Origin of the sequence: Cellulomonas olei, from assembly GCF_039548315.1 — a bacterium.
GTDB lineage: Bacteria > Actinomycetota > Actinomycetes > Actinomycetales > Cellulomonadaceae > Cellulomonas.
In genome coordinates this window covers 14,949-33,202 of sequence record NZ_JBCLVN010000018.1, presented here as the reverse complement: position 1 = coordinate 33,202, position 18,254 = coordinate 14,949, and the positions used below count along the sequence as shown (strand labels likewise).

Sequence of the window (18,254 nt, the reverse complement as noted above, 5' to 3'; positions counted from 1 at the left end):
TCAGGGAGGAACACCAACGTGAAGATCGTACGGATGGCAGCCGTCGGTGTGGCGGCGACGCTCGCGCTCACGGCGTGCTCGTCGGGCGACGACGGCGGCTCGACGTCGTCGGACGGCACCCCCGAGGCCGCGGACATCACCCTCTGGCTCGCCGGCGCGGACACGCCCGACGAGCTGCGCGACTACCTCAAGACGACGTTCGAGGAGGAGAACCCCGGCTCGACGCTCACCATCGAGGAGCAGGAGTGGGGCGACCTCGTCACGAAGCTGACCACCGCGCTGCCGGACGCCGCGAACACCCCCGACGTCGTCGAGATCGGCAACACGCAGTCGCCGACCTTCACCACGATCGGCGCGTTCCGCGACCTGACCCCGCTGTACGACGAGCTCGGCGGTGACGACCTGCTGCCCTCGTTCGTCGAGGTCGGCAAGGCGGACGGCAAGAACTACGCGCTGCCGTACTACTTCGGCTCGCGCTACATGTTCTACCGCAAGGACATCTGGTCGGCCGCGGGCCTCGAGCCGCCGACGACCCTCGCCGAGTTCTCCGAGGACGTCACCAAGCTCCGCACCGACTCGCAGTCCGGGTTCGCCATCGGCGGCCAGGACTGGCGCAACGGCATCTCGTGGGTGTTCGCGAACGGCGGCGAGCTCGCCACCGAGGACGGCGGCGAGTGGACCTCCACGCTGTCCGACCCGAAGACGATCGAGGGCCTCGAGCAGTGGCAGGCCGTGTACGAGGGCTCGTCCAACGTGCCGGCCACCGAGCGCGACGTCGCCTACTGGGACTTCCTCAACGACGGCACCGACGGCGCCGCCCCGGCCGCCGCGACGATCATGGCGCCGGGCTGGGCCCGCTGGTCCATCGGCGACCTGACGACGAACGACGCCGGCGAGGAGGTCCGCGACGGCATGGCGGACACCGACAAGTTCGGCATCTTCGCGCTGCCGGGCGCGGACGGCGGCCTCGCGCCGGTGTTCGCGGGCGGCTCGAACATCGCGATCTCGGCGAAGTCCCAGCACCCGGAGCTCGCCGAGAACCTCATGCGGATCATCTTCTCGCCCGAGTACCAGCAGCTGCTCGGCGAGAACGGCCTCGGGCCGGCCAACTCGCAGTACGTCTCCTCGCTCGGCGACGACGAGTTCGCGCAGACGATGATCGACACCGCCGCGGCGTCCAAGCTCACCCCGGCGGCGCCGGGCTGGGCCGCGGTCGAGGCGGCGTTCGTCTACGAGGAGCTGTTCCAGAAGATCGCCGAGGGCGGTGACGTGACCGAGCTCGCCGCGCAGTACGACGAGCAGATCACGCCGATGCTGAACGGCCAGTGACCGACCGCCGGCCGCGGGGACCAGCGCCCCGCGGCCGGCGCCGGCCGGCACGTCGCCCGTCAGGAGAGAACGCATGTCCACCACCGAGGCGCGCCCCGCGCCCCCCGCCGCCTCCCCGGCCGCGCCGCCCGCGGCCCGCCGGCGCCGCGGCCCCCGCGCCACCCCGTACGTCCTGCTGGTGCCGGCCGTCGCCGTCCTGCTGCTCGGCATGGGCTACCCGCTGTTCTGGCAGGTCGTCACGTCGCTGCAGGAGTTCGGGCTCGCGCAGCAGTTCGGCCAGCCGCCCACCTTCGTCGGCCTCGACAACTACGCCCGCATCTTCAGCGACGACGCGCTGTGGGCGGTCGTCGTGCGGTCCGTCGTCTTCTGCCTCGTCAACGCCTTCGTCACCGTCGGCATCGGGGTGCTGCTCGCGCTGCTCATGAAGGCCGTGCACCCCGTCGTGCGGGTCGTGCTCCAGGTCGCCCTGCTGCTCGCGTGGGCGATGCCGCTCGTCGCCGCCGTCACCGTCTGGAAGTGGCTGTTCGACTGGCGCACCGGTGTCGTCAACTGGCTGCTCGTGCAGGTCGGCTTCGACTCGTACGCCGGGCACTCGTGGCTCGCGCAGCCGCTGTCGTTCTTCTTCGTCGCCACCGTCGTCATCGTCTGGATGTCGGTGCCGTTCGTGGCGCTGTCCGTCTACGCCGCGCTCACGCAGGTGTCCGACGAGGTGCTCGAGGCCGCCCGCATCGACGGCGCCCGGCCCGCGCAGATCTTCTGGTACGTCACCATGCCGCTCGTGCGGCCCGTGCTGTCGATCGTGCTGCTGCTGCAGATCATCTGGGACCTGCGGGTGTTCGCGCAGATCCGCCTGCTGCAGGACAGCGGCGCCCCGGTCAGCGAGACGAACCTGCTGGGCAACTTCATCTTCGAGCTCGGCATCGGCCGGCAGGACTTCGCGGGCGCCGCTGCGGTGTCGATCTTCGTGCTCGCGCTCACCGTGCTGCTCAGCTGGCCCTACGTCCGCAGCCTGCTCAAGGAGGACCGATGAGCTCCGTCGAGACCGGCGCCGCCGCGCCGGCCCGCCCCGTGGCCGCGGGGGCCGCCCGCGGCGGGACCCCGGCCGTGCCGGTCAGCCGGCGCCCCGCCGCGCGACCCCGCCTGCGCCGCCGCCTCGGCCGCGTGCTGCTCGGCGCACTCGGCATCGCGGTCGCCGCCCTGTGGGCGTTCCCCGTCTACTGGATGGTGCTGTCCGCGCTGACGCCCGACGCGCGCCTGCGGTCCGCGACGCCGTCGTTCCTGCCGACCAGCCCGACGCTCGCCAACTTCCGCTCGGTGCTCGAGGGCGGCTCGTTCGGGTCGGCGCTGCGCATGAGCCTCGCGATCACCGGCACGACCGTGGTGGCCGTGCTCGTGTTCGCGTTCCTGGCCGCGCTGGCCATCAGCCGGTTCCGGTTCCGCGGGCGCCTGACGTTCGTGGTGGCGGTGCTGTTCGTCCAGATGCTGCCTGCCGAGGGCCTGTTCATCGCGCAGTACAAGATGCTGTCCACCGCCGGGCTGCTCAACAGCGTCATCGGCGTCTCGGTGCTGTACACCGCGGCCGTCGTGCCCTTCACCATCTGGATGCTGCGCGGGTTCGTGGCCGGCGTGCCCATCGAGCTCGAGGAGGCCGCGATGGTGGACGGCCTGTCGCGCACCCGGGCGTTCCTGCGGATCACGTTCCCGCTGCTGGCCCCCGGGCTCGTGGCGTCCGGGGTGTACGCGTTCCTGCAGGCGTGGAACGAGTTCACCGTCGCGCTGGTCGCCCTGCCCGCGGAGTCCGCGCGCACGCTGCCGCTGTGGCTGCGCTCGTTCCTGGCCGCCAGCACCAACCGCGGCGTCGACTGGGGCGAGGTCATGGCGGCGTCCACGCTCATCGCCGTGCCCGTCATCGTGTTCTTCCTCGTCGTCCAGGGCAGGATGACCTCGGGGCTCGTGTCCGGAGCGGTGAAGGGCTGACGTGGACGAGGTGATCACGCGGTCCCGGGCGAGCGGCCCGGGACCGGCAACGACCGGCGCGTCCGCCGGCTGGTCCGTCGGGCTCGACGTCGGCGGCACCAAGACGCTCGGCGTGCTCGTGGACCCCGAGGGCACCAGCGGACCCGGGCTGCGGCTCGCGTCGCGCCCCGGGGGGGACGCCGTCGCGGCCACAGCCGCCGAGGCCGTGCACCGGCTCGTCGCGGACGCCGGGCTCGCCGTCGCCGACCTCGCGGGCGTGGGCATCGGCCTGCCCGGCATCGTGGACCCCGGCGCCGGGCGCGTCGAGCACGCCGTCAACCTCGGCATCGAGGGCTCCGTCCCGCTGGCCGCGCAGGTGTCCGGCCTGCTGGGCGGCGTGCCGGTGCGGCTCGAGAACGACCTCAACGTCGCCGCAGTCGGCGCCGCGCACCTGCTGCCCGACCCGGCGCCCGACCTGGCGTTCCTCGCGCTCGGCACCGGTCTCGCGGCGGGCCTCGTGCTGGACGGCCGGCTGCGGCGCGGCGCGAGCGGCGTGGCCGGGGAGATCGGGCACCTCGTGCACGTCCCCGGCGGGCTGCCGTGCCCGTGCGGCCAGCGCGGCTGCCTCGAGCAGTACGCGTCCGGCAGCGCGCTCGGCGCCGCGTGGCCGACGTCCGACGGACGGCCCGCGCCGGTCGCGCTGTTCGAGGCGGCCGAGGCCGGGGACCCCGCGGCGCTCGCGGTGCGGGCCCGGTTCGCCGACGCGCTCGCCGCCGCGGTGCGGGTGCTGCTGCTCACGACCGACGTCGCGCACGTCGTCGTGGGCGGCGGCGTCAGCGAGCTCGGCGCGCCGCTGCTCGCCGTGCTGCGCGACGAGCTGGACCGACAGGCCAGGGACTCCGCGTTCCTGGCCGCGATGCAGATGGCGGAGCGGGTCACCCTCGCGCCGCGTGGAGTACCGGTGGGTGCCGTCGGCGCCGCACTGGTCGGACGGAGGGAGTCCTGATGGAGGTCGTCATCGCGCCCGGGCCCGAGCTGGCCCGCCTCGCGGCGGACACGATCGAGCGGGTGCTGCGCGCCCGCGCCGCGGAGGGCCGGCACGCGGTGCTCGGCATCGCCACCGGGTCCAGCCCGCTCGCGGTCTACGACGAGCTCGCGCGGAGGCACACGCAGGAGGGCCTGTCGTTCGCGGGCGTGCAGGCGTTCATGCTCGACGAGTACGTCGGGCTCGCCGCCGACCACCCCGAGCGGTACCGCAACGTCATCGAGACGGAGTTCGCCTCCCGCGTCGACATCGACCCCGCCGACGTCCACGGCCCCGACGGGCTCGCGGAGGACATCCCCGCGGCCTGCGCGGCGTACGAGGCCGCCATCGCGGAGTCCGGCGGCGTCGACGTGCAGATCCTCGGCGTCGGCACCGACGGGCACATCGCGTTCAACGAGCCCGGGTCGTCGCTGGCGTCCCGCACCCGCATCAAGACGCTGACGCGCCAGACCCGCGAGGACAACGCCCGGTTCTTCGGCGGCGACGTCGCGCAGGTGCCGACGCACTGCCTCACGCAGGGGCTCGCGACCATCATGTCCGCGCGGCACGTCCTGCTGCTCGCGACCGGCAAGCACAAGGCCGAGGCCGTGCACCAGCTCGTCGAGGGCCCCGTCAGCGCCATGTGGCCCGGCACCGTCCTGCAGCACCACCCGCACGCCACGGTCCTCGTCGACGAGGCGGCGGCGAGCCGCCTCCAGCTCGCGGCGTACTACCGCGAGACCTTCGCCGCCAAGCCCGCCTGGCAGACCATCTAGCCCCACCCCGCGTCGCCCCGGGTCGCCCGCCCCGCCCGCCCCGCACCCGTCAGGTCGTCAGCTGCGGCCGAGGTCGTCAGCTGGACATGACGACCTCGGCCCGACCTGACGACCTCGGTCCGACCGGGTGGCCGCGGCGCGACCGACGGTCTCCTCGTGTGGCGGGTCGAGGGTGCGGCGGCGTCGTCCACAGGCCGTGCACCCCGCCTGGCCCAGGGTGACGCCGGGCGGGCAGAGTGGCGCGATGTCAGACGTGGAGACGGGACGGCCGGTGGCGGGCGCACGGCGTGAGCCGCTGCCGAGCCTGGTCCTCGCGCAGGGGGAGGACCAGGCACGGCTGCGTCGGCTGCGTCGTGATCCGGCGTGGACGAAGGTCGGCCGGGGCGCGTACCTGCCGCCGCCGCCGGCCGAGCGGACCCCGGCGGAGCGGGACCGCCGTGCGGCCCTGGCTCGTGTGCGGGCCGTGCACGAGCGTCGGACGGCGCCCGGGTGGTTCAGCCACCAGACCGCCGCGCTGCTGTGGGGTTGCGACCTGCTGGACGTGCCCTCGACGACCCACCTGGTCCAGCGCTCGAGGCCCTCCGACCACGGCGACGCCTCGGTGGCGCGACACCACGGGACCGTGCCGGTCGGCGAGCAGGTCGTGCTCGACGGGCTCCCTGTCACGAGCCTGGAACGCACCGTCGTCGACTGCGCCTGCCTCCTCGACCCTCCTGCGGCACTCGTCGTCGCCGACTCGGGCCTGCGCATCGGGGCGGACCCGGAGCGGATCGACGCCCTGCTGCGGGCTCGGGCCGGTCGTCGCGGAGCTGCCCGCGCCCGCGGGGTGCTCGACCTGGCCGATGCGCGGGCGGAGTCGCCGGGTGAGTCCTTGACCCGGTGGCACCTGCTGCGGGCCCGGCTCCCCGCGCCAGACCTGCAGGTCCCGCTCCCGACCCGTCTGGGGTTGTTCCGCGGCGACCTCGGGTGGGACGAGCCGCGCGTGGTCGTGGAGTTCGACGGGTTCGTGAAGTACTCCGGGGCATACGGGAGCACTGCGCCTGACGCGGTGTTCGCCGAGAAGAGACGTCAGGACGCGATCGAGGAGGCCGGCTGGCGAGTCCTGCGCGTCACCTGGTCCGACCTTCGCGACCCGGCGGCGCTGGCGGGCAGGGTGCGGCGCGCGCTCGGTCGGGGCGACCGCGACGGGCGGCGGGTCCCCGCGGCCGCGAGGTCGTCATCTCGGGCCGAGGTCGTCAGGCCGACCTGACGACCACGGCCCCACATGACGACCTCGCCGGGCTGAGGGGCGGGGGCGGGGCGCGGGGGGCGGGGGCGGGCGCGGGGGGGTGTGGGGGGGGGGGGGCGTACGATGGCGGGCATGAGTGAGCCCCTGCCGCCGAGCACCGAGCCGGACCGACTGTCGGAGCCGGGCGGCGGGTCGACGGGGCTCCTCGAGCGCGTCGAGCAGGAGCAGGCCGTCGAGCCGGGCGACCACGAGCGCTTCGCGCACTACGTGCGCAAGGAGAAGATCATGGAGTCGGCGCTGTCCGGCAAGCCCGTGGTCGCGCTCTGCGGCAAGGTGTGGGTCCCCGGGCGGGACCCGAACAAGTTCCCGGTGTGCCCCGTCTGCAAGGAGATCTACGAGGGTCTGCGCGAACCGCAGGACGGCGGGGACGGCGACACGGGGTCCGGCGGTGGGGGACGCCGCTGGGGCTTCGGCCGCGGCAAGGGCTCGGGCGACTCCTCCGGCGGACAGTGAGCGCCGCGGAGCGCCCCTCGTCCTCATCCGCCTCGCACGCCTCGACGTCGGCAGCATCGCAGCTGCCGCCGGCGTTCCCCGGGCGTGCGCCGTGGGGGACGGCGGGCAAGCTGCGCGCCTGGCAGGCCGAGGCGCTCGAGCAGTACCTGACGACGTCGCCGCGGGACTTCCTGGCGGTCGCGACCCCGGGCGCCGGCAAGACGACGTTCGCGCTGCGGATCGCCACGGAGCTGCTGCAGGCGCGGATCGTACGCCGCGTGACCGTGGTCGCGCCGACGGAGCACCTCAAGCACCAGTGGGCGGACGCGGCGGCGCGCGTCGGCATCAAGCTGGACCCGAACTTCAAGAACGCGCAGGGCCGGCACGGTCACGGGTTCGACGGCGTCGCGCTGACGTACGCGGGCGTGGCGTCGAAGCCGGCGCTGCACGCCGCGCGCACCACCGCGGCGCCGACGCTGGTGATCCTCGACGAGGTGCACCACGGCGGTGACGCGCTGTCCTGGGGCGACGCGGTGCGGGAGGCGTTCGAGGGCGCGACGCGGCGCCTGGCACTCACCGGCACCCCGTTCCGCAGCGACACGGCCGCGATCCCGTTCGTCGAGTACGAGCGCGGCGTGGACGGCATCCGGCGCAGCCGCGCGGACTACACGTACGGCTACTCCGAGGCGCTGCGCGACCACGTGGTCCGCCCGGTGCTGTTCCTCACCTACTCGGGCTCGATGCGCTGGCGGACGAAGGCCGGCGACGAGGTCAGCGCCCGCCTGGGCGAGCCGCTGACCAAGGACATGACCGCGCAGGCATGGCGGACGGCCCTCAACCCGGACGGCGAGTGGATCCCGTCGGTGCTCGCCGCGGCCGACCGCCGGCTGACGGAGGTGCGGCGCACGGTGCCGGACGCCGGGGCCATGGTCATCGCGACCGACCAGACGGACGCCCGCGCGTACGCCGGCCACCTGGCCCGGCTGACGGGGGAGTCGCCGACCGTCGTGCTGTCCGACGACGACGGGGCGAGCGCCCGCATCGACGAGTTCTCCGCGTCGGAGTCCCGCTGGCTGGTGGCCGTGCGGATGGTCTCGGAGGGCGTCGACGTCCCGCGGCTCGCCGTCGGCGTGTACGCGACGAGCACCGCGACGCCGCTGTTCTTCGCGCAGGCCGTCGGGCGGTTCGTCCGCGCGCGGCGCCGCGGGGAGACCGCCTCGGTGTTCCTGCCGAGCGTCGCGCCGCTGCTGGCCCTGGCGAACGCGCTGGAGGTCGAGCGCGACCACGCCCTGGACCGGCCGCTGACCGCCGAGGAGCAGGGCGAGGGCTACAACCCGGAGGACGCGCTGGTCGCGGACGCGAACCGGTCGGAGAAGGCCTCGGACGCCCTGCAGGGCACGTTCGAGGCGCTGGAGGCCCAGGCCTCGTTCGACCGCGTGCTGTTCGACGGCGGCGAGTTCGGCACGGGCGCGGACGTCGGCTCGGAGGAGGAGCTGGACTTCCTCGGGCTGCCCGGCCTGCTCGACCCGGACCAGGTGACGACCCTGCTGCGGCAGCGCCAGGCCAGCCAGGTCAACGCCCGCCGGAGCAAGGGGCAGCCGGAGCCGGACCGCGCCGAGATGGACCACCGGCGGCAGGCGGAGCTGCGCAAGGAGCTGTCCCAGCTGGTGGGCGCCTGGTCGCGCCGGAGCGGGCAGCCGCACGGCGCGGTGCACGCCGAGCTGCGTCGCCGCTGCGGCGGCCCGGAGGTCCCGCTGGCGGACCCGGCGCAGCTCGAGGCGCGGGTGTCGATGGTCAGGGGCTGGTTCGTCGGCAAGCGCTGACTCCCGGTATCCGTGCAGGTCAGCGCGCTGCTACTACCACGGTTCGGCCGGCGCGCAACCGCTGCTCCCGGCGTGCGGACCGCGCTGACCGGTGAGAACGTCGTCCCCGTGACAGACGTCCGCCGGGTCGACCGGCGGACCACGGAGCAGGGGGACGAAGGGAGATCGTCAGATGCCCACGTGGCTCATCCTCATCATCATCGGTGTGGTCCTGCTGATCCTGGGCGTCGCGGTCGAGGCCGCGAAGTTCCTGCTCTGGATCGGTATCGCGGTGCTCGTCGTGAGCCTGATCCTCGGCCTGGTGCGCCGCGGAGGCTCGCGGGTCTAGCCCGCCACCGCCGGTAGCCGGTGCCCGCGTCCCCGTCCCGGGGGCGCGGGCACCGGTGCGTCCGGGCCCGTGCCGTCCGCGCCCGTGCCGTCCGGGCCCCGCGCCCGGGCTCAGACCGTCAGCGTCACCGTGGGCAGCGCGGCCTCGTCGGCGGACAGCCGCCGGGCCCCGCGGGGCAGCTCGTCCCGGGACGCGGCGTGGCGGGCGGCGGCCGCGGCGACACCGTCCGCGCCCGTCCAGCCCGGCTGCACCGCGCCGTCCACGACGAGCGGCACGACGAGGCCCCGCAGGTCGTCGGAGTCCGGCGCCCAGGCCCGCACCGCGTCGTCGCCGCCGCTCACCACGACCTCGGCGACCGCCCGCCCGTCGCCGTCCAGCCGCCGTGCCGCGGTCTTGCGGCCCCCGGTGGACGTCTTGGCGGTCGAGGCCTTGGCCACCGGGGCGAGCCGGCCGTCGGCACCCTCGCGGGCCACGAGCTTGTAGACCATGCCGCACGTGGGCGCGCCGGACCCGGTGACCAGCGACGTGCCGACCCCGTAGGAGTCCACCGGTGCGACGGCGAGCGCGGCGATCGCGTACTCGTCGAGGTCGGACGTGACGACGATGCGCGTGTCCCGGGCACCGAGCGCGTCGAGCTGGGCGCGCACCTCCTGCGCGAGCACGCCGAGGTCGCCGGAGTCGAGCCGCACCGCCCCGAGGCCCGGGCCGGCGGCCGCGACGGCCCGCTCGACGCCGCGGCGCACGTCGTAGGTGTCGACCAGCAGCGTGGTCCCGGCGCCGGCGGAGGCGACCTGTGCCGCGAAGGCGGCCTCCTCGTCGTCGTGCAGCAGCGTGAAGGCGTGCGCGGCCGTGCCGATCGTCGGGATCCCGTAGCGCCGGCCGGCCTCGAGGTTCGACGTCCCGGCGAACCCGGCGACGGCGGCGGCTCGCGCGGCGGCGACCGCGGCCTGCTCGTGGGCGCGCCGGGCACCCATCTCCAGGCACGGCCGGCCGATCGCGGCGCTCGTCATGCGGGACGCGGCCGACGCCACGGCGGAGTCGTAGTTGAGGACGGACAGCACGACGGTCTCCAGCAGCACCGCCTCGGCGAAGCTGCCCTCGACGGTCAGCACGGGGGAGTGCGGGAAGAACATCTCCCCCTCCGCGTACCCCGTGATCGTCCCCGTGAACCGGTAGTCCGCGAGGTACTCCAGCGTGGTGTCGTCGACGACGCCCTCGCGCGCGAGCCAGCCGAGCTCCTCGGGCCCGAAGCGGAAGTCCGCCAGCGCCTCGAGGACGCGGCCGGTGCCCGCGAGCACGCCGTAGCGCCGCCCGTGCGGCAGGCGCCGCGTGAACACCTCGAAGACGCAGCGGCGCTCGGCCGTCCCGTCCGCGAGGGCGGCCTGCAGCATGGTGAGCTCGTACCGGTCGGTCAGCAGGGCGGTGCTCGACGTCATGGGCACACGGTAGGCGCGCGGGGGCGGCGTCGCCGCCAGGGAACCTAGAGTGGTCCGGTGTCCGTGGAGATCGCACCCGAGGAGACCGCCCACGCCGAGGGCGCCGTCGCCGAGCCCTGGGTGACGGTCGTCTGGAACGACCCGGTCAACCTCATGTCGTACGTCACCTACGTGTTCCGCTCGTACTTCGGCTACCCGCAGGCGAAGGCGGAGAAGCTGATGCTCGAGGTGCACGAGCAGGGCCGGTCGGCCGTGTCCACCGGCAACCGCGAGCAGATGGAGGTCGACGTGCAGGCGATGCACGGGTTCGGGCTGTGGGCCACGCTCCAGCGGGGCGACGCGTAGGTGCGCGCGTTCCGGCGGGAGGGCGACGACCTGGTGGCGGAGGTCGACGCCGGGGAGCGCGAGGTGCTGGCGACGGTCGTGGCGGACGTGGCGGAGCTGCTGGGCGACCGCCCGGGCGGCGCGGGGGGCCGGGGCGGCGACGTCGACGGGGATCCCGACCCCGGCGGCCCCTCCGACGCGCTCGGGGAGCTGCACCTGCGCCTCGACCCGCTGCCCGCGCCGGACGACCCGGCCGTCCACCGGCTGCTGCCCGACGCGTCCCGCGACGACCCCGAGGTGACCGCGGAGTTCCGCCGGCTGACCGAGGACGACCTGCGGGCGCGCAAGCTCGCGCGGCTGCGCGCGCTGCACGACGCGCTCGTGGGCGGCGCGACCCCCGGCACGACCCCCGGCGCGACCGACCCCGCAGCGGGCGGGGACGGCGGCCCTGCCGACCGCGGCCCGGCGCCCACGGGGCGGCACCTGGCGGGCACGGTCGTCCGGGTGCCGCGCGGGCGGGCCGCGGAGCTGGCGGCGACGCTCACCGACGTCCGGCTGGTGCTCGGGGAGCGGCTCGGGGTGGCCGACGAGGACGCGAGCGAGCGGCTCGAGCAGGAGGTCGTGCACGGCGACCCCGCCCCGGACGACCACGCGGCGCAGGCCCGGCAGTACCTCGGCTCCGTGTTCCTCGCGCTGGGCTGGTGGCAGGAGACGCTCATGGCGTGCCTGCTCGCGGACCTCCCGGGCGCCCCGGAGCACGACGACGACCCGGGGCGGGACTAGGATCGAGGGCGTGAACGACGCACCCATCGGGATCTTCGACTCGGGGGTGGGCGGTCTCACCAACGCGCGGGCGATCATCGACCAGCTCCCGCACGAGTCGGTGCTCTACATCGGCGACACCCTCAACACCCCGTACGGGCCGAAGCCGCTCGCGGCGGTCCGCGCCCACGCCCTCGAGGTGATGGACGACCTGGTGGACGCGGGCGTGAAGATGCTCGTCATCGCGTGCAACACGGCGTCCTCCGCGGTGCTGCGCGACGCCCGCGAGCGGTACACGCTGCGCAAGGGCCTGCCGGTCGTCGAGGTGATCCTCCCGGCGGCGCGGCGCGCGGTCGCCGCGACCCGCACCGGCCGCATCGGCGTCATCGGCACGAAGGCGACGATCGAGTCGCGGGCCTACGACGACGCGTTCGCCGTCGCCCCGGGCGTGCAGCTCACGACGCAGGCGTGCCCGCGGTTCGTCGAGTTCGTCGAGGCGGGCGTGACCTCCGGCCCCGAGCTGCTGAGCGTGGCGAGCGAGTACCTGCAGCCCGTCAAGGACGCGGGCGTCGACACGCTGGTGCTGGGCTGCACGCACTACCCGCTGCTCACCGGCGTGATCTCGTACGTCATGGGCGAGGACGTCACGCTCGTGTCCTCGGCCGAGGAGACCGCGAAGGACGTCTACCGCACGCTCGTCGCGCACGACCTGGAGCGGGACCCGGCCGCGGGCCCGCCGCAGCACCGGTTCCTCGCCACCGGCGACCCGGACTCGTTCGCGCACCTCGCGCGGCGGTTCCTGGGCCCCGAGGTGCAGCACGTGGAGGCGCGCGGCGCCCTGCGCTGACGGCCGGGTGACGAGCGCCACGTCCGGGGCGGGACCGTCGACCGCCCGCCGCGGCGACCTGCACGGCATCATGGCACCCGGACCGCCGAGGGTCGTCGGTCCTGCTGGTCACGCAGGGGAGAGGTGCCGATGAGGCTGGTCGTCGTGGGCAGTGCCGGGTCGTTCCCGGGCCCGGACTCCGCCGCGTCCAGCTACCTGGTCCAGGCCGAGGGCCCGGACGGCGAGGGCGGCACCCGCACGTGGAGCGTGCTGCTCGACCTCGGCAACGGCGCGCTCGGGCCCCTGCAGCGGCACCTGGAGCCGGCGACGCTCGACGCGGTCGCGATCAGCCACCTGCACGCCGACCACGTCGCCGACGTCGTCGTGCTCGGCGTGATGCTGCGCTACGACCCGCGGGGCTGCCGCACGGCGCCGCTGCCGCTGTTCGGGCCGGACGGCACCGCCGAGCGCCTCGCGCAGCTCTCCGGCCACGACCCGGCCACCGACACCGGCGCGCACCTGGCGCTGCGCACGTGGCGGGCGGGCGAGGCCGTCCGGGTCGGTCCGCTGACGATCGAGCCCGTCCCCGTCGAGCACCCCGTGCCCGCGTTCGGGTTCCGGGTGTCCGGCCCGTCGTCCGTCCACCCGGGCCGGACCGTCACGCTCGGGTACACCGGCGACACCGACGAGTGCCCGGGGCTGGACGCGATCGCCCGCGACGCGGACCTGCTGCTCGCGGAGGCCGCGTACCTGGAGTCGTCGGACGCCCCCCGCGGCGTGCACCTCACGGGGCTGCGCGCCGGACGTGCCGCGCAGCGGGGCCGCGCGCGCCGGCTGCTGCTCACCCACCTGGTCGCCTGGAACGACCCGCGGGCCAGCCTCGCGGAGGCGGCCGGCGCGTACGACGGGCCGCTCGACCTGGCCCGGCCGGGCACGGTCGTCGACCTCTGACCGCGCGGCGCCCCCGGCGCTCCGGGCTACCCTCGGGGGCATGACCACCGAGCCCACCACCTCGACGTCCGCCGTGCCCGCGACCCCGCGCGCCGACGGTCGCACCCCGGACGCGCTGCGGCCGATCGCGATCACCCGCCGCTACCTCGACGCCGGCGAGGGCAGCGTGCTCGTGGAGTTCGGCGGGACCAAGGTGCTGTGCGTCGCGTCGTTCACCGCCGGCGTCCCGCGCTGGCGCAAGGGGTCGGGCGAGGGCTGGGTCACCGCGGAGTACGCGATGCTGCCGCGCTCCACCACCACCCGGTCGGACCGGGAGTCGGTGCGCGGGAAGATCGGCGGCCGCACGCACGAGATCTCCCGCCTGATCGGCCGCTCGCTGCGGGCGGTCGTGGACGTCGCCGCGCTGGGCGAGAACACGATCGTGCTGGACTGCGACGTGCTGCAGGCCGACGGCGGCACGCGGACCGCGGCCGTGACCGGCGCCTACGTGGCGCTCGCGGACGCCGTGGCGTGGGGCGTCGCGCAGAAGCAGGTGGACCGCAGGCGCACCGTGCTGCGGGACTCCGTCTCCGCCGTGAGCGTCGGCATCGTGGACGGCCGCCCCGTGCTGGACCTGCCGTACGTCGAGGACGTCCGCGCCGAGACGGACATGAACGTCGTGGTCACGGGCTCGGGCTCGTTCGTCGAGGTGCAGGGCACGGCCGAGCACGCGCCGTTCGACCGGGCGGAGCTGGACGCGCTGCTCGACCTGGCGCTGGTCGGCACCGGTGAGCTCGCCCGCGTCCAAGCGGAGGTGCTGGCGCTGCCGGTGGCGGACGGCCCCGTCACGGTGCGCGGCGGCTCGGCGGCGCCGGGCCCGGTGGTGCCCGCGTGACCGCGCCCGCCCGCCTCGTCCTGGCGACGCACAACGCCCACAAGCTCACCGAGCTGCGGGCGATCCTCGTCCCGGCGCTGCCCGGGCTGGACCCGGCGTCCGTGGTGGGCGCGCGCGACGTCGGCGCCCCGGAGCCCGTCGAGGACGGCGTGACGTTCGCGGAGAACGCCCTCATCAAGGCGCGCGCGCTGGCCCGGCACACAGGCCTGCCCGCCGTCGCGGACGACTCCGGGCTGTCGGTGGACGTGCTCGGCGGTGCCCCCGGCATCTTCTCGGCGCGCTGGGCCGGCCGGCACGGCGACGACCGCGCGAACCTCGACCTGCTGCTCGCGCAGCTCGCCGACATCGCGCCCGAGCACCGCGCGGCGCGGTTCACCTGCGCGGCGGCCCTCGTCACCCCGGACGGCGCCGAGCACGTGGAGCTCGGGCACCTGCGCGGCACGCTCGCGCGGGAGCCGCGGGGGGAGCACGGCTTCGGGTACGACCCGGTGCTGGTGCCCGAGGGGGAGACGCGCACGTGCGCGGAGCTGACGCCCGACGAGAAGAACCGCATCTCGCACCGCGGCCAGGCGTTCCGGGCGCTCGTGCCCGCCGTGGTCGCGGTGCTCGCCGGGGCGCCCGCGGGCGGTCCGGCGGCCGGCGGCTGAGCGCGCCCGTGGCCGAGGTCCATCTCGTCGCGGACGCCCTCACGTTCGGCTACCCGGGGCGCCCGGTGCTCGACTCCGTGAGCGTGTCGGCGTCGGCGGGCGACCGTGTCGGGCTGGTGGGGGAGAACGGCGCCGGCAAGACGACGCTGCTGCGGCTGCTGGCGGGCGACCTCGTCCCCACAGCGGGCGAGGTGCGGCGCGCGGGCTCGGTCGCGGTGGTGCAGCAGGAGCTCGACGTGCCGCCGGGCGCGACGGTCGGGGACCTGGTGCGTCGCACGGCGGGCGAGGTGCGCGCGGCCGCGGCACGGCTGGACGACGTCGTCGCGCGCTTCGACCACGAGTCGGGCGACCTGGCGGAGCTGACCGAGGCGCTGGCCGCCGCGGAGCGGCTCGCGGCCTGGGACGTCGACCGCCGCGTCGACGAGGCGCTGACGCGGTTCGGGGCGCCGCGGGACCCCGCGAGGCGGCTCGACACGCTCAGCGTCGGGGAGGCCTACCGTGCGCGGCTCGCCTGCCACGTCGCGGAGCGGGCCGACATCCTGCTGCTCGACGAGCCGACGAACCACCTGGACGCCGGCGGCATCGAGTACCTGACCGCCGAGCTCCAGCAGTGGCCGGGCGTCGTCGTCATCGTCACGCACGACCGCCGGCTGCTCGACGACGTCATGACCGCCGTGCTCGACCTCGACCCGTCGATGGACGGCCGGCCGGTGCTGTACGGCGCCACCCGGTACGCGACGTACCGGTTCCAGAAGGACCAGGCGCTGCGCCGGTGGCGCGCCCGGTACGCGCAGGAGCGCAAGCGGGCCGCGCGGCTCGCCGAGCGGCTCGACGCGTCCTACGAGGGCCTGTCCGACGAGTGGCGCCCCGCGAAGGGCTCGCAGAAGCACCGCCGCGCGACGCGCGCCCGCCTGCACGTCAAGGCCGCCGACCGCCTGGTGCAGCGCCTGGAGGCGGAGGCCGTCGAGGTGCCCGTCCCGCCGCCGGCGCTCGTGTTCCCCGACCTGCCGTCGATCCCCGCGGGCTACGAGGGCGGTCCGCTGCTCGAGCTCCGGGCCCCGCGCGTCGCCGGCCGGCTGGACCTGCCGGGTGTGCGCGTGGACCTGCCGCCCGCCGGCCGCCTGCTCGTCACGGGCGCCAACGGGGCCGGCAAGTCCACCCTGCTGGCGGCCCTGGCCGGTCAGGTGCCGCTCGACCGGGGGCACCGCGCCGTCGCGCCCGGCGTCCGCCTGGGCGTGCTGGTGCAGGACGACGACAACCCCGCCCGGCTCGGGACGACCGGGTTCGAGGCGGCCGCCCGGCGCGCGCTGGACCTGCTGGAGGCGGGCTCGCTCGACCCGGCCCACGTGGTGCCGGTGGCCGCGCTCGGCCTGCTGGACGAGGAGGACCTGGACCGCCCGCTGCGCGAGCTCTCCGTGGGCCAGCGGCGGCGGTTCGAGCTGGCGGCGGCGCTGGTGTCCGCCCCGCACGTGCTGGTGCTCGACGAGCCGACCAACCACCTGTCGATCGCGCTCGTCGACGAGCTGACCGAGGCGCTGCGGCTCACGTCGGCGGCCGTCGTCGTCGCGACGCACGACCGCGCGATGCGGGCGGACCTGGCGGACTGGCCGTCGGTCGAGCTGTAGGCGTCAGGTCGCCGGGGCGTCTGCCGCGGACGGCTCCCGGGGCGCCCCGGGCAGCACGCGCTCCAGCAGCCGCACCAGCACGGCCAGCACCAGGAACCCCACGGCGACGACGGTCGTGTTGAGGGCCGCCCGCGTCCCGCCGACCGCGCCGACGTCCAGGAACGGGTACGGGTACCAGCCGGTGGCCGCCCCGCGGGCGAACGTCCACGCGATCCACGCGAGCGGGTAGACGACCGCCCACACCGCGGTCGCGCCGCCGAACCGCGGTCGCGGCCCGACGAGCAGCCAGACCAGCCACGTGGTCACCGGGGCGACCGTGTGCAGCAGCAGGTCGGCCGTCCAGCCGCTCGGCGTCAGGCTCGCCGACCCGTCCGCGAGCACCGCGTGGTAGACCACGCCCGTCACGGCGATGCACAGCAGCGCGTCCAGGTGCAGCACCGCCGCCAGGCGTCCCGCGCGTGCCGGGCGCGCGACCAGCAGCACCGAGGCGGCGAGCACCAGCAGGTTCGACTGGATCGTGAAGTACGAGAACAGGCGCACCAGGCGCTCGGTGGTCGTCCCCGCGTCGCCGGGGCCCTCGACGAGCGCGCGGCCGACCTCGAGCGCGAGGCCGCCGCCGGACGCCAGCGCCGGCACCGCGTGCAGCAGCCGTGCGAGCGCGGGCGCGCGGCCCCCGGGTGCGGGGGCGGCTCCGTCGGCGCGCGCGGTCACGGCACGGGCCTCAGGGCATCCGGCCGACGTGCGCCATGGCCTGCCGCAGCAGGAGGCCCTGCCCGCCGTTCATCTCCACCTGCACCTGCTCGCTGCACGCCTCCTCGGGCGTCAGCCACGCCAGGTCGAGCGCGTCCTGCTGCGGCCGGCAGTCGCCGGTCACGGGGACGACGTACGCCAGCGACACCGCGTGCTGCCGGGGGTCGTGGTACGGCGTCACCCCCGGCGTCGGGAAGTACTCGGCCACGGTGAACGGCTGGGGCGTCGGCGGGACCTGCGGCAGGGCGACCGGCCCGAGGTCCTTCTCGATGTGCCGCAGCAGCGCGTCGCGCACCCGCTCGTGGTACATCACGCGGCCCGACACGAGCGCGCGCGACATCACGCCCTCCGGGGTCACGCGCAGCAGCAGGCCCACGGCGACGACGTCGCCCGACTCGTCCACCCGCACCGGCACGGCGTCGACATACAGCAGGGGCAGCGACCGTCGGGCGGCCGCGATGCCCTCGGGGCTCAGCCAGCCGGCGGGGCGCTCGGGCTCGCGGGGCAGGTCGGCGGTGTCGGTCACCCGGCAGTTGTACCCCGCAGGCACCCGGGCGCACACCCCGACGCGCGGACGGCCCGGGCGGCGGACCCGCGCGCGGGCGTCCGGGGCTCCGGGAATACTGGGCGGGGTCCGGGCGCTCTACTGGCGTCAAACCGACAACAGGAGGCGACTGATGGCCACGACCGAGCTGACGGCCGACACCATCCAGAAGACGATCAGCGAGAACGACATCGTCCTGGTGGACTTCTGGGCCGACTGGTGCGGTCCCTGCAAGCGCTTCGGACCGATCTTCGAGCAGTCGTCGGAGCAGCACCCCGACGTCGTGCACGCCAAGGTCGACACCGAGGCCGAGCAGCAGCTGGCTGCCGAGCTGCAGATCACGTCGATCCCGACCCTGATGGCGTTCCGTGAGGGCGTCCTCGTGTTCAACCAGGCGGGTGCCCTCCCGGCGCCGGCCCTGGAGCAGGTCGTCGACGCGGTGAAGGCGCTGGACATGGACGACGTCCGCGCCCAGATCGCGGCCGCAGGGGCTGCGCAGAGCTGAACCACCCGACGACGCCCCCGTGCACCACGTGCACGGGGGCGTCGTCGCGTCCCG

The 18,254-nt window shown here is 75.5% G+C and carries 20 protein-coding genes; 17 read left to right on the top strand and 3 right to left on the bottom strand.

The window, feature by feature from the left end; genetic code table 11:
• Positions 1-33 precede the first annotated feature (33 nt).
• From AAHH18_RS07605 to AAHH18_RS07565, 9 genes are all read left to right on the top strand, one after another.
• Positions 34-1,329: an extracellular solute-binding protein gene (locus AAHH18_RS07605; protein ID WP_343301190.1), complete on the top strand. Its 1,296-nt coding sequence runs from the start codon at positions 34-36 to the stop codon at positions 1,327-1,329.
• Positions 1,330-1,402: 73 nt separating this feature from the next.
• On the top strand, positions 1,403-2,359 hold the full coding sequence (locus tag AAHH18_RS07600; protein WP_343301189.1) for a carbohydrate ABC transporter permease: 957 nt from the start codon (positions 1,403-1,405) through the stop codon (positions 2,357-2,359).
• Positions 2,356-3,306 carry a carbohydrate ABC transporter permease gene (locus AAHH18_RS07595; RefSeq protein ID WP_283320849.1) on the top strand — a complete coding sequence of 317 codons (951 nt, stop codon included), beginning with the start codon at positions 2,356-2,358 and terminating at the stop codon, positions 3,304-3,306. Before AAHH18_RS07600 ends, AAHH18_RS07595 begins: the two co-directional genes overlap by 4 nt.
• 1 nt (position 3,307) lies before the next feature.
• Complete coding sequence (locus tag AAHH18_RS07590) at positions 3,308-4,291, top strand: ROK family protein (RefSeq protein WP_343301188.1); 984 nt, start codon at positions 3,308-3,310, stop codon at positions 4,289-4,291.
• Positions 4,291-5,085 carry a glucosamine-6-phosphate deaminase gene (gene nagB, locus AAHH18_RS07585; protein ID WP_283320848.1) on the top strand — a complete coding sequence of 265 codons (795 nt, stop codon included), beginning with the start codon at positions 4,291-4,293 and terminating at the stop codon, positions 5,083-5,085. Before AAHH18_RS07590 ends, nagB begins: the two co-directional genes overlap by 1 nt.
• 244 nt (positions 5,086-5,329) lie before the next feature.
• The gene (locus tag AAHH18_RS07580; RefSeq protein WP_343301187.1) at positions 5,330-6,334 is read left to right on the top strand and encodes a hypothetical protein; all 1,005 of its coding nucleotides are present in this window, start codon (positions 5,330-5,332) and stop codon (positions 6,332-6,334) included.
• Between the two features lie 111 nt (positions 6,335-6,445).
• On the top strand, positions 6,446-6,826 hold the full coding sequence (locus AAHH18_RS07575; RefSeq protein ID WP_343301186.1) for a DUF3039 domain-containing protein: 381 nt from the start codon (positions 6,446-6,448) through the stop codon (positions 6,824-6,826).
• Positions 6,823-8,628, top strand: coding sequence for a DEAD/DEAH box helicase (locus AAHH18_RS07570; RefSeq protein WP_283320845.1), 1,806 nt, complete (start codon positions 6,823-6,825; stop codon positions 8,626-8,628). The genes AAHH18_RS07575 and AAHH18_RS07570 overlap by 4 nt, the downstream gene beginning before the upstream one ends.
• A 172-nt stretch (positions 8,629-8,800) precedes the next feature.
• The gene (locus AAHH18_RS07565) at positions 8,801-8,956 is read left to right on the top strand and encodes a hypothetical protein (protein WP_222171906.1); all 156 of its coding nucleotides are present in this window, start codon (positions 8,801-8,803) and stop codon (positions 8,954-8,956) included.
• A 110-nt stretch (positions 8,957-9,066) separates the two neighbouring features.
• Here the strand turns inward: AAHH18_RS07565 and AAHH18_RS07560 are convergent, their stop codons facing one another.
• Positions 9,067-10,392, bottom strand: coding sequence for a nicotinate phosphoribosyltransferase (locus AAHH18_RS07560; protein WP_343301185.1), 1,326 nt, complete (start codon positions 10,390-10,392; stop codon positions 9,067-9,069).
• Positions 10,393-10,449: 57 nt separating this feature from the next.
• Here AAHH18_RS07560 and clpS point away from each other — a divergent pair, with 57 nt between their 5' ends.
• From clpS to AAHH18_RS07525, 7 genes are all read left to right on the top strand, one after another.
• Positions 10,450-10,737, top strand: coding sequence for an ATP-dependent Clp protease adapter ClpS (gene clpS, locus AAHH18_RS07555; protein ID WP_283320843.1), 288 nt, complete (start codon positions 10,450-10,452; stop codon positions 10,735-10,737).
• Entirely contained in the window at positions 10,738-11,499 is a 762-nt protein-coding gene (locus tag AAHH18_RS07550; RefSeq protein WP_343301184.1) for a DUF2017 family protein, read from the top strand.
• A gap of 10 nt (positions 11,500-11,509) precedes the next feature.
• Positions 11,510-12,325, top strand: a complete 816-nt coding sequence (gene murI / locus AAHH18_RS07545; protein WP_283320841.1) for a glutamate racemase — start codon at positions 11,510-11,512, stop codon at positions 12,323-12,325.
• Between the two features lie 129 nt (positions 12,326-12,454).
• Entirely contained in the window at positions 12,455-13,255 is an 801-nt protein-coding gene (locus AAHH18_RS07540; RefSeq protein ID WP_283320840.1) for an MBL fold metallo-hydrolase, read from the top strand.
• Positions 13,256-13,295: 40 nt separating this feature from the next.
• The gene (gene rph, locus AAHH18_RS07535) at positions 13,296-14,129 is read left to right on the top strand and encodes a ribonuclease PH (RefSeq protein ID WP_283320839.1); all 834 of its coding nucleotides are present in this window, start codon (positions 13,296-13,298) and stop codon (positions 14,127-14,129) included.
• Positions 14,126-14,776, top strand: coding sequence for an RdgB/HAM1 family non-canonical purine NTP pyrophosphatase (gene rdgB, locus AAHH18_RS07530; RefSeq protein ID WP_222171913.1), 651 nt, complete (start codon positions 14,126-14,128; stop codon positions 14,774-14,776). Before rph ends, rdgB begins: the two co-directional genes overlap by 4 nt.
• A gap of 8 nt (positions 14,777-14,784) precedes the next feature.
• On the top strand, positions 14,785-16,401 hold the full coding sequence (locus tag AAHH18_RS07525) for an ABC-F family ATP-binding cassette domain-containing protein (RefSeq protein ID WP_343301183.1): 1,617 nt from the start codon (positions 14,785-14,787) through the stop codon (positions 16,399-16,401).
• A 3-nt stretch (positions 16,402-16,404) separates the two neighbouring features.
• On the opposite strand, the gene AAHH18_RS07520 is transcribed toward AAHH18_RS07525, so the two are convergent.
• Entirely contained in the window at positions 16,405-17,112 is a 708-nt protein-coding gene (locus AAHH18_RS07520; protein ID WP_343301182.1) for a Pr6Pr family membrane protein, read from the bottom strand.
• 10 nt (positions 17,113-17,122) lie between these two features.
• Positions 17,123-17,677: an NUDIX hydrolase family protein gene (locus AAHH18_RS07515; RefSeq protein ID WP_343301181.1), complete on the bottom strand. Its 555-nt coding sequence runs from the start codon at positions 17,675-17,677 to the stop codon at positions 17,123-17,125.
• Here AAHH18_RS07515 and trxA point away from each other — a divergent pair.
• A complete protein-coding gene (trxA, locus tag AAHH18_RS07510; RefSeq protein ID WP_343301180.1) occupies positions 17,610-18,200 on the top strand; it encodes a thioredoxin in 591 nt (196 codons plus the stop codon). The genes AAHH18_RS07515 and trxA overlap by 68 nt on opposite strands.
• Positions 18,201-18,254: the final 54 nt, after the last annotated feature.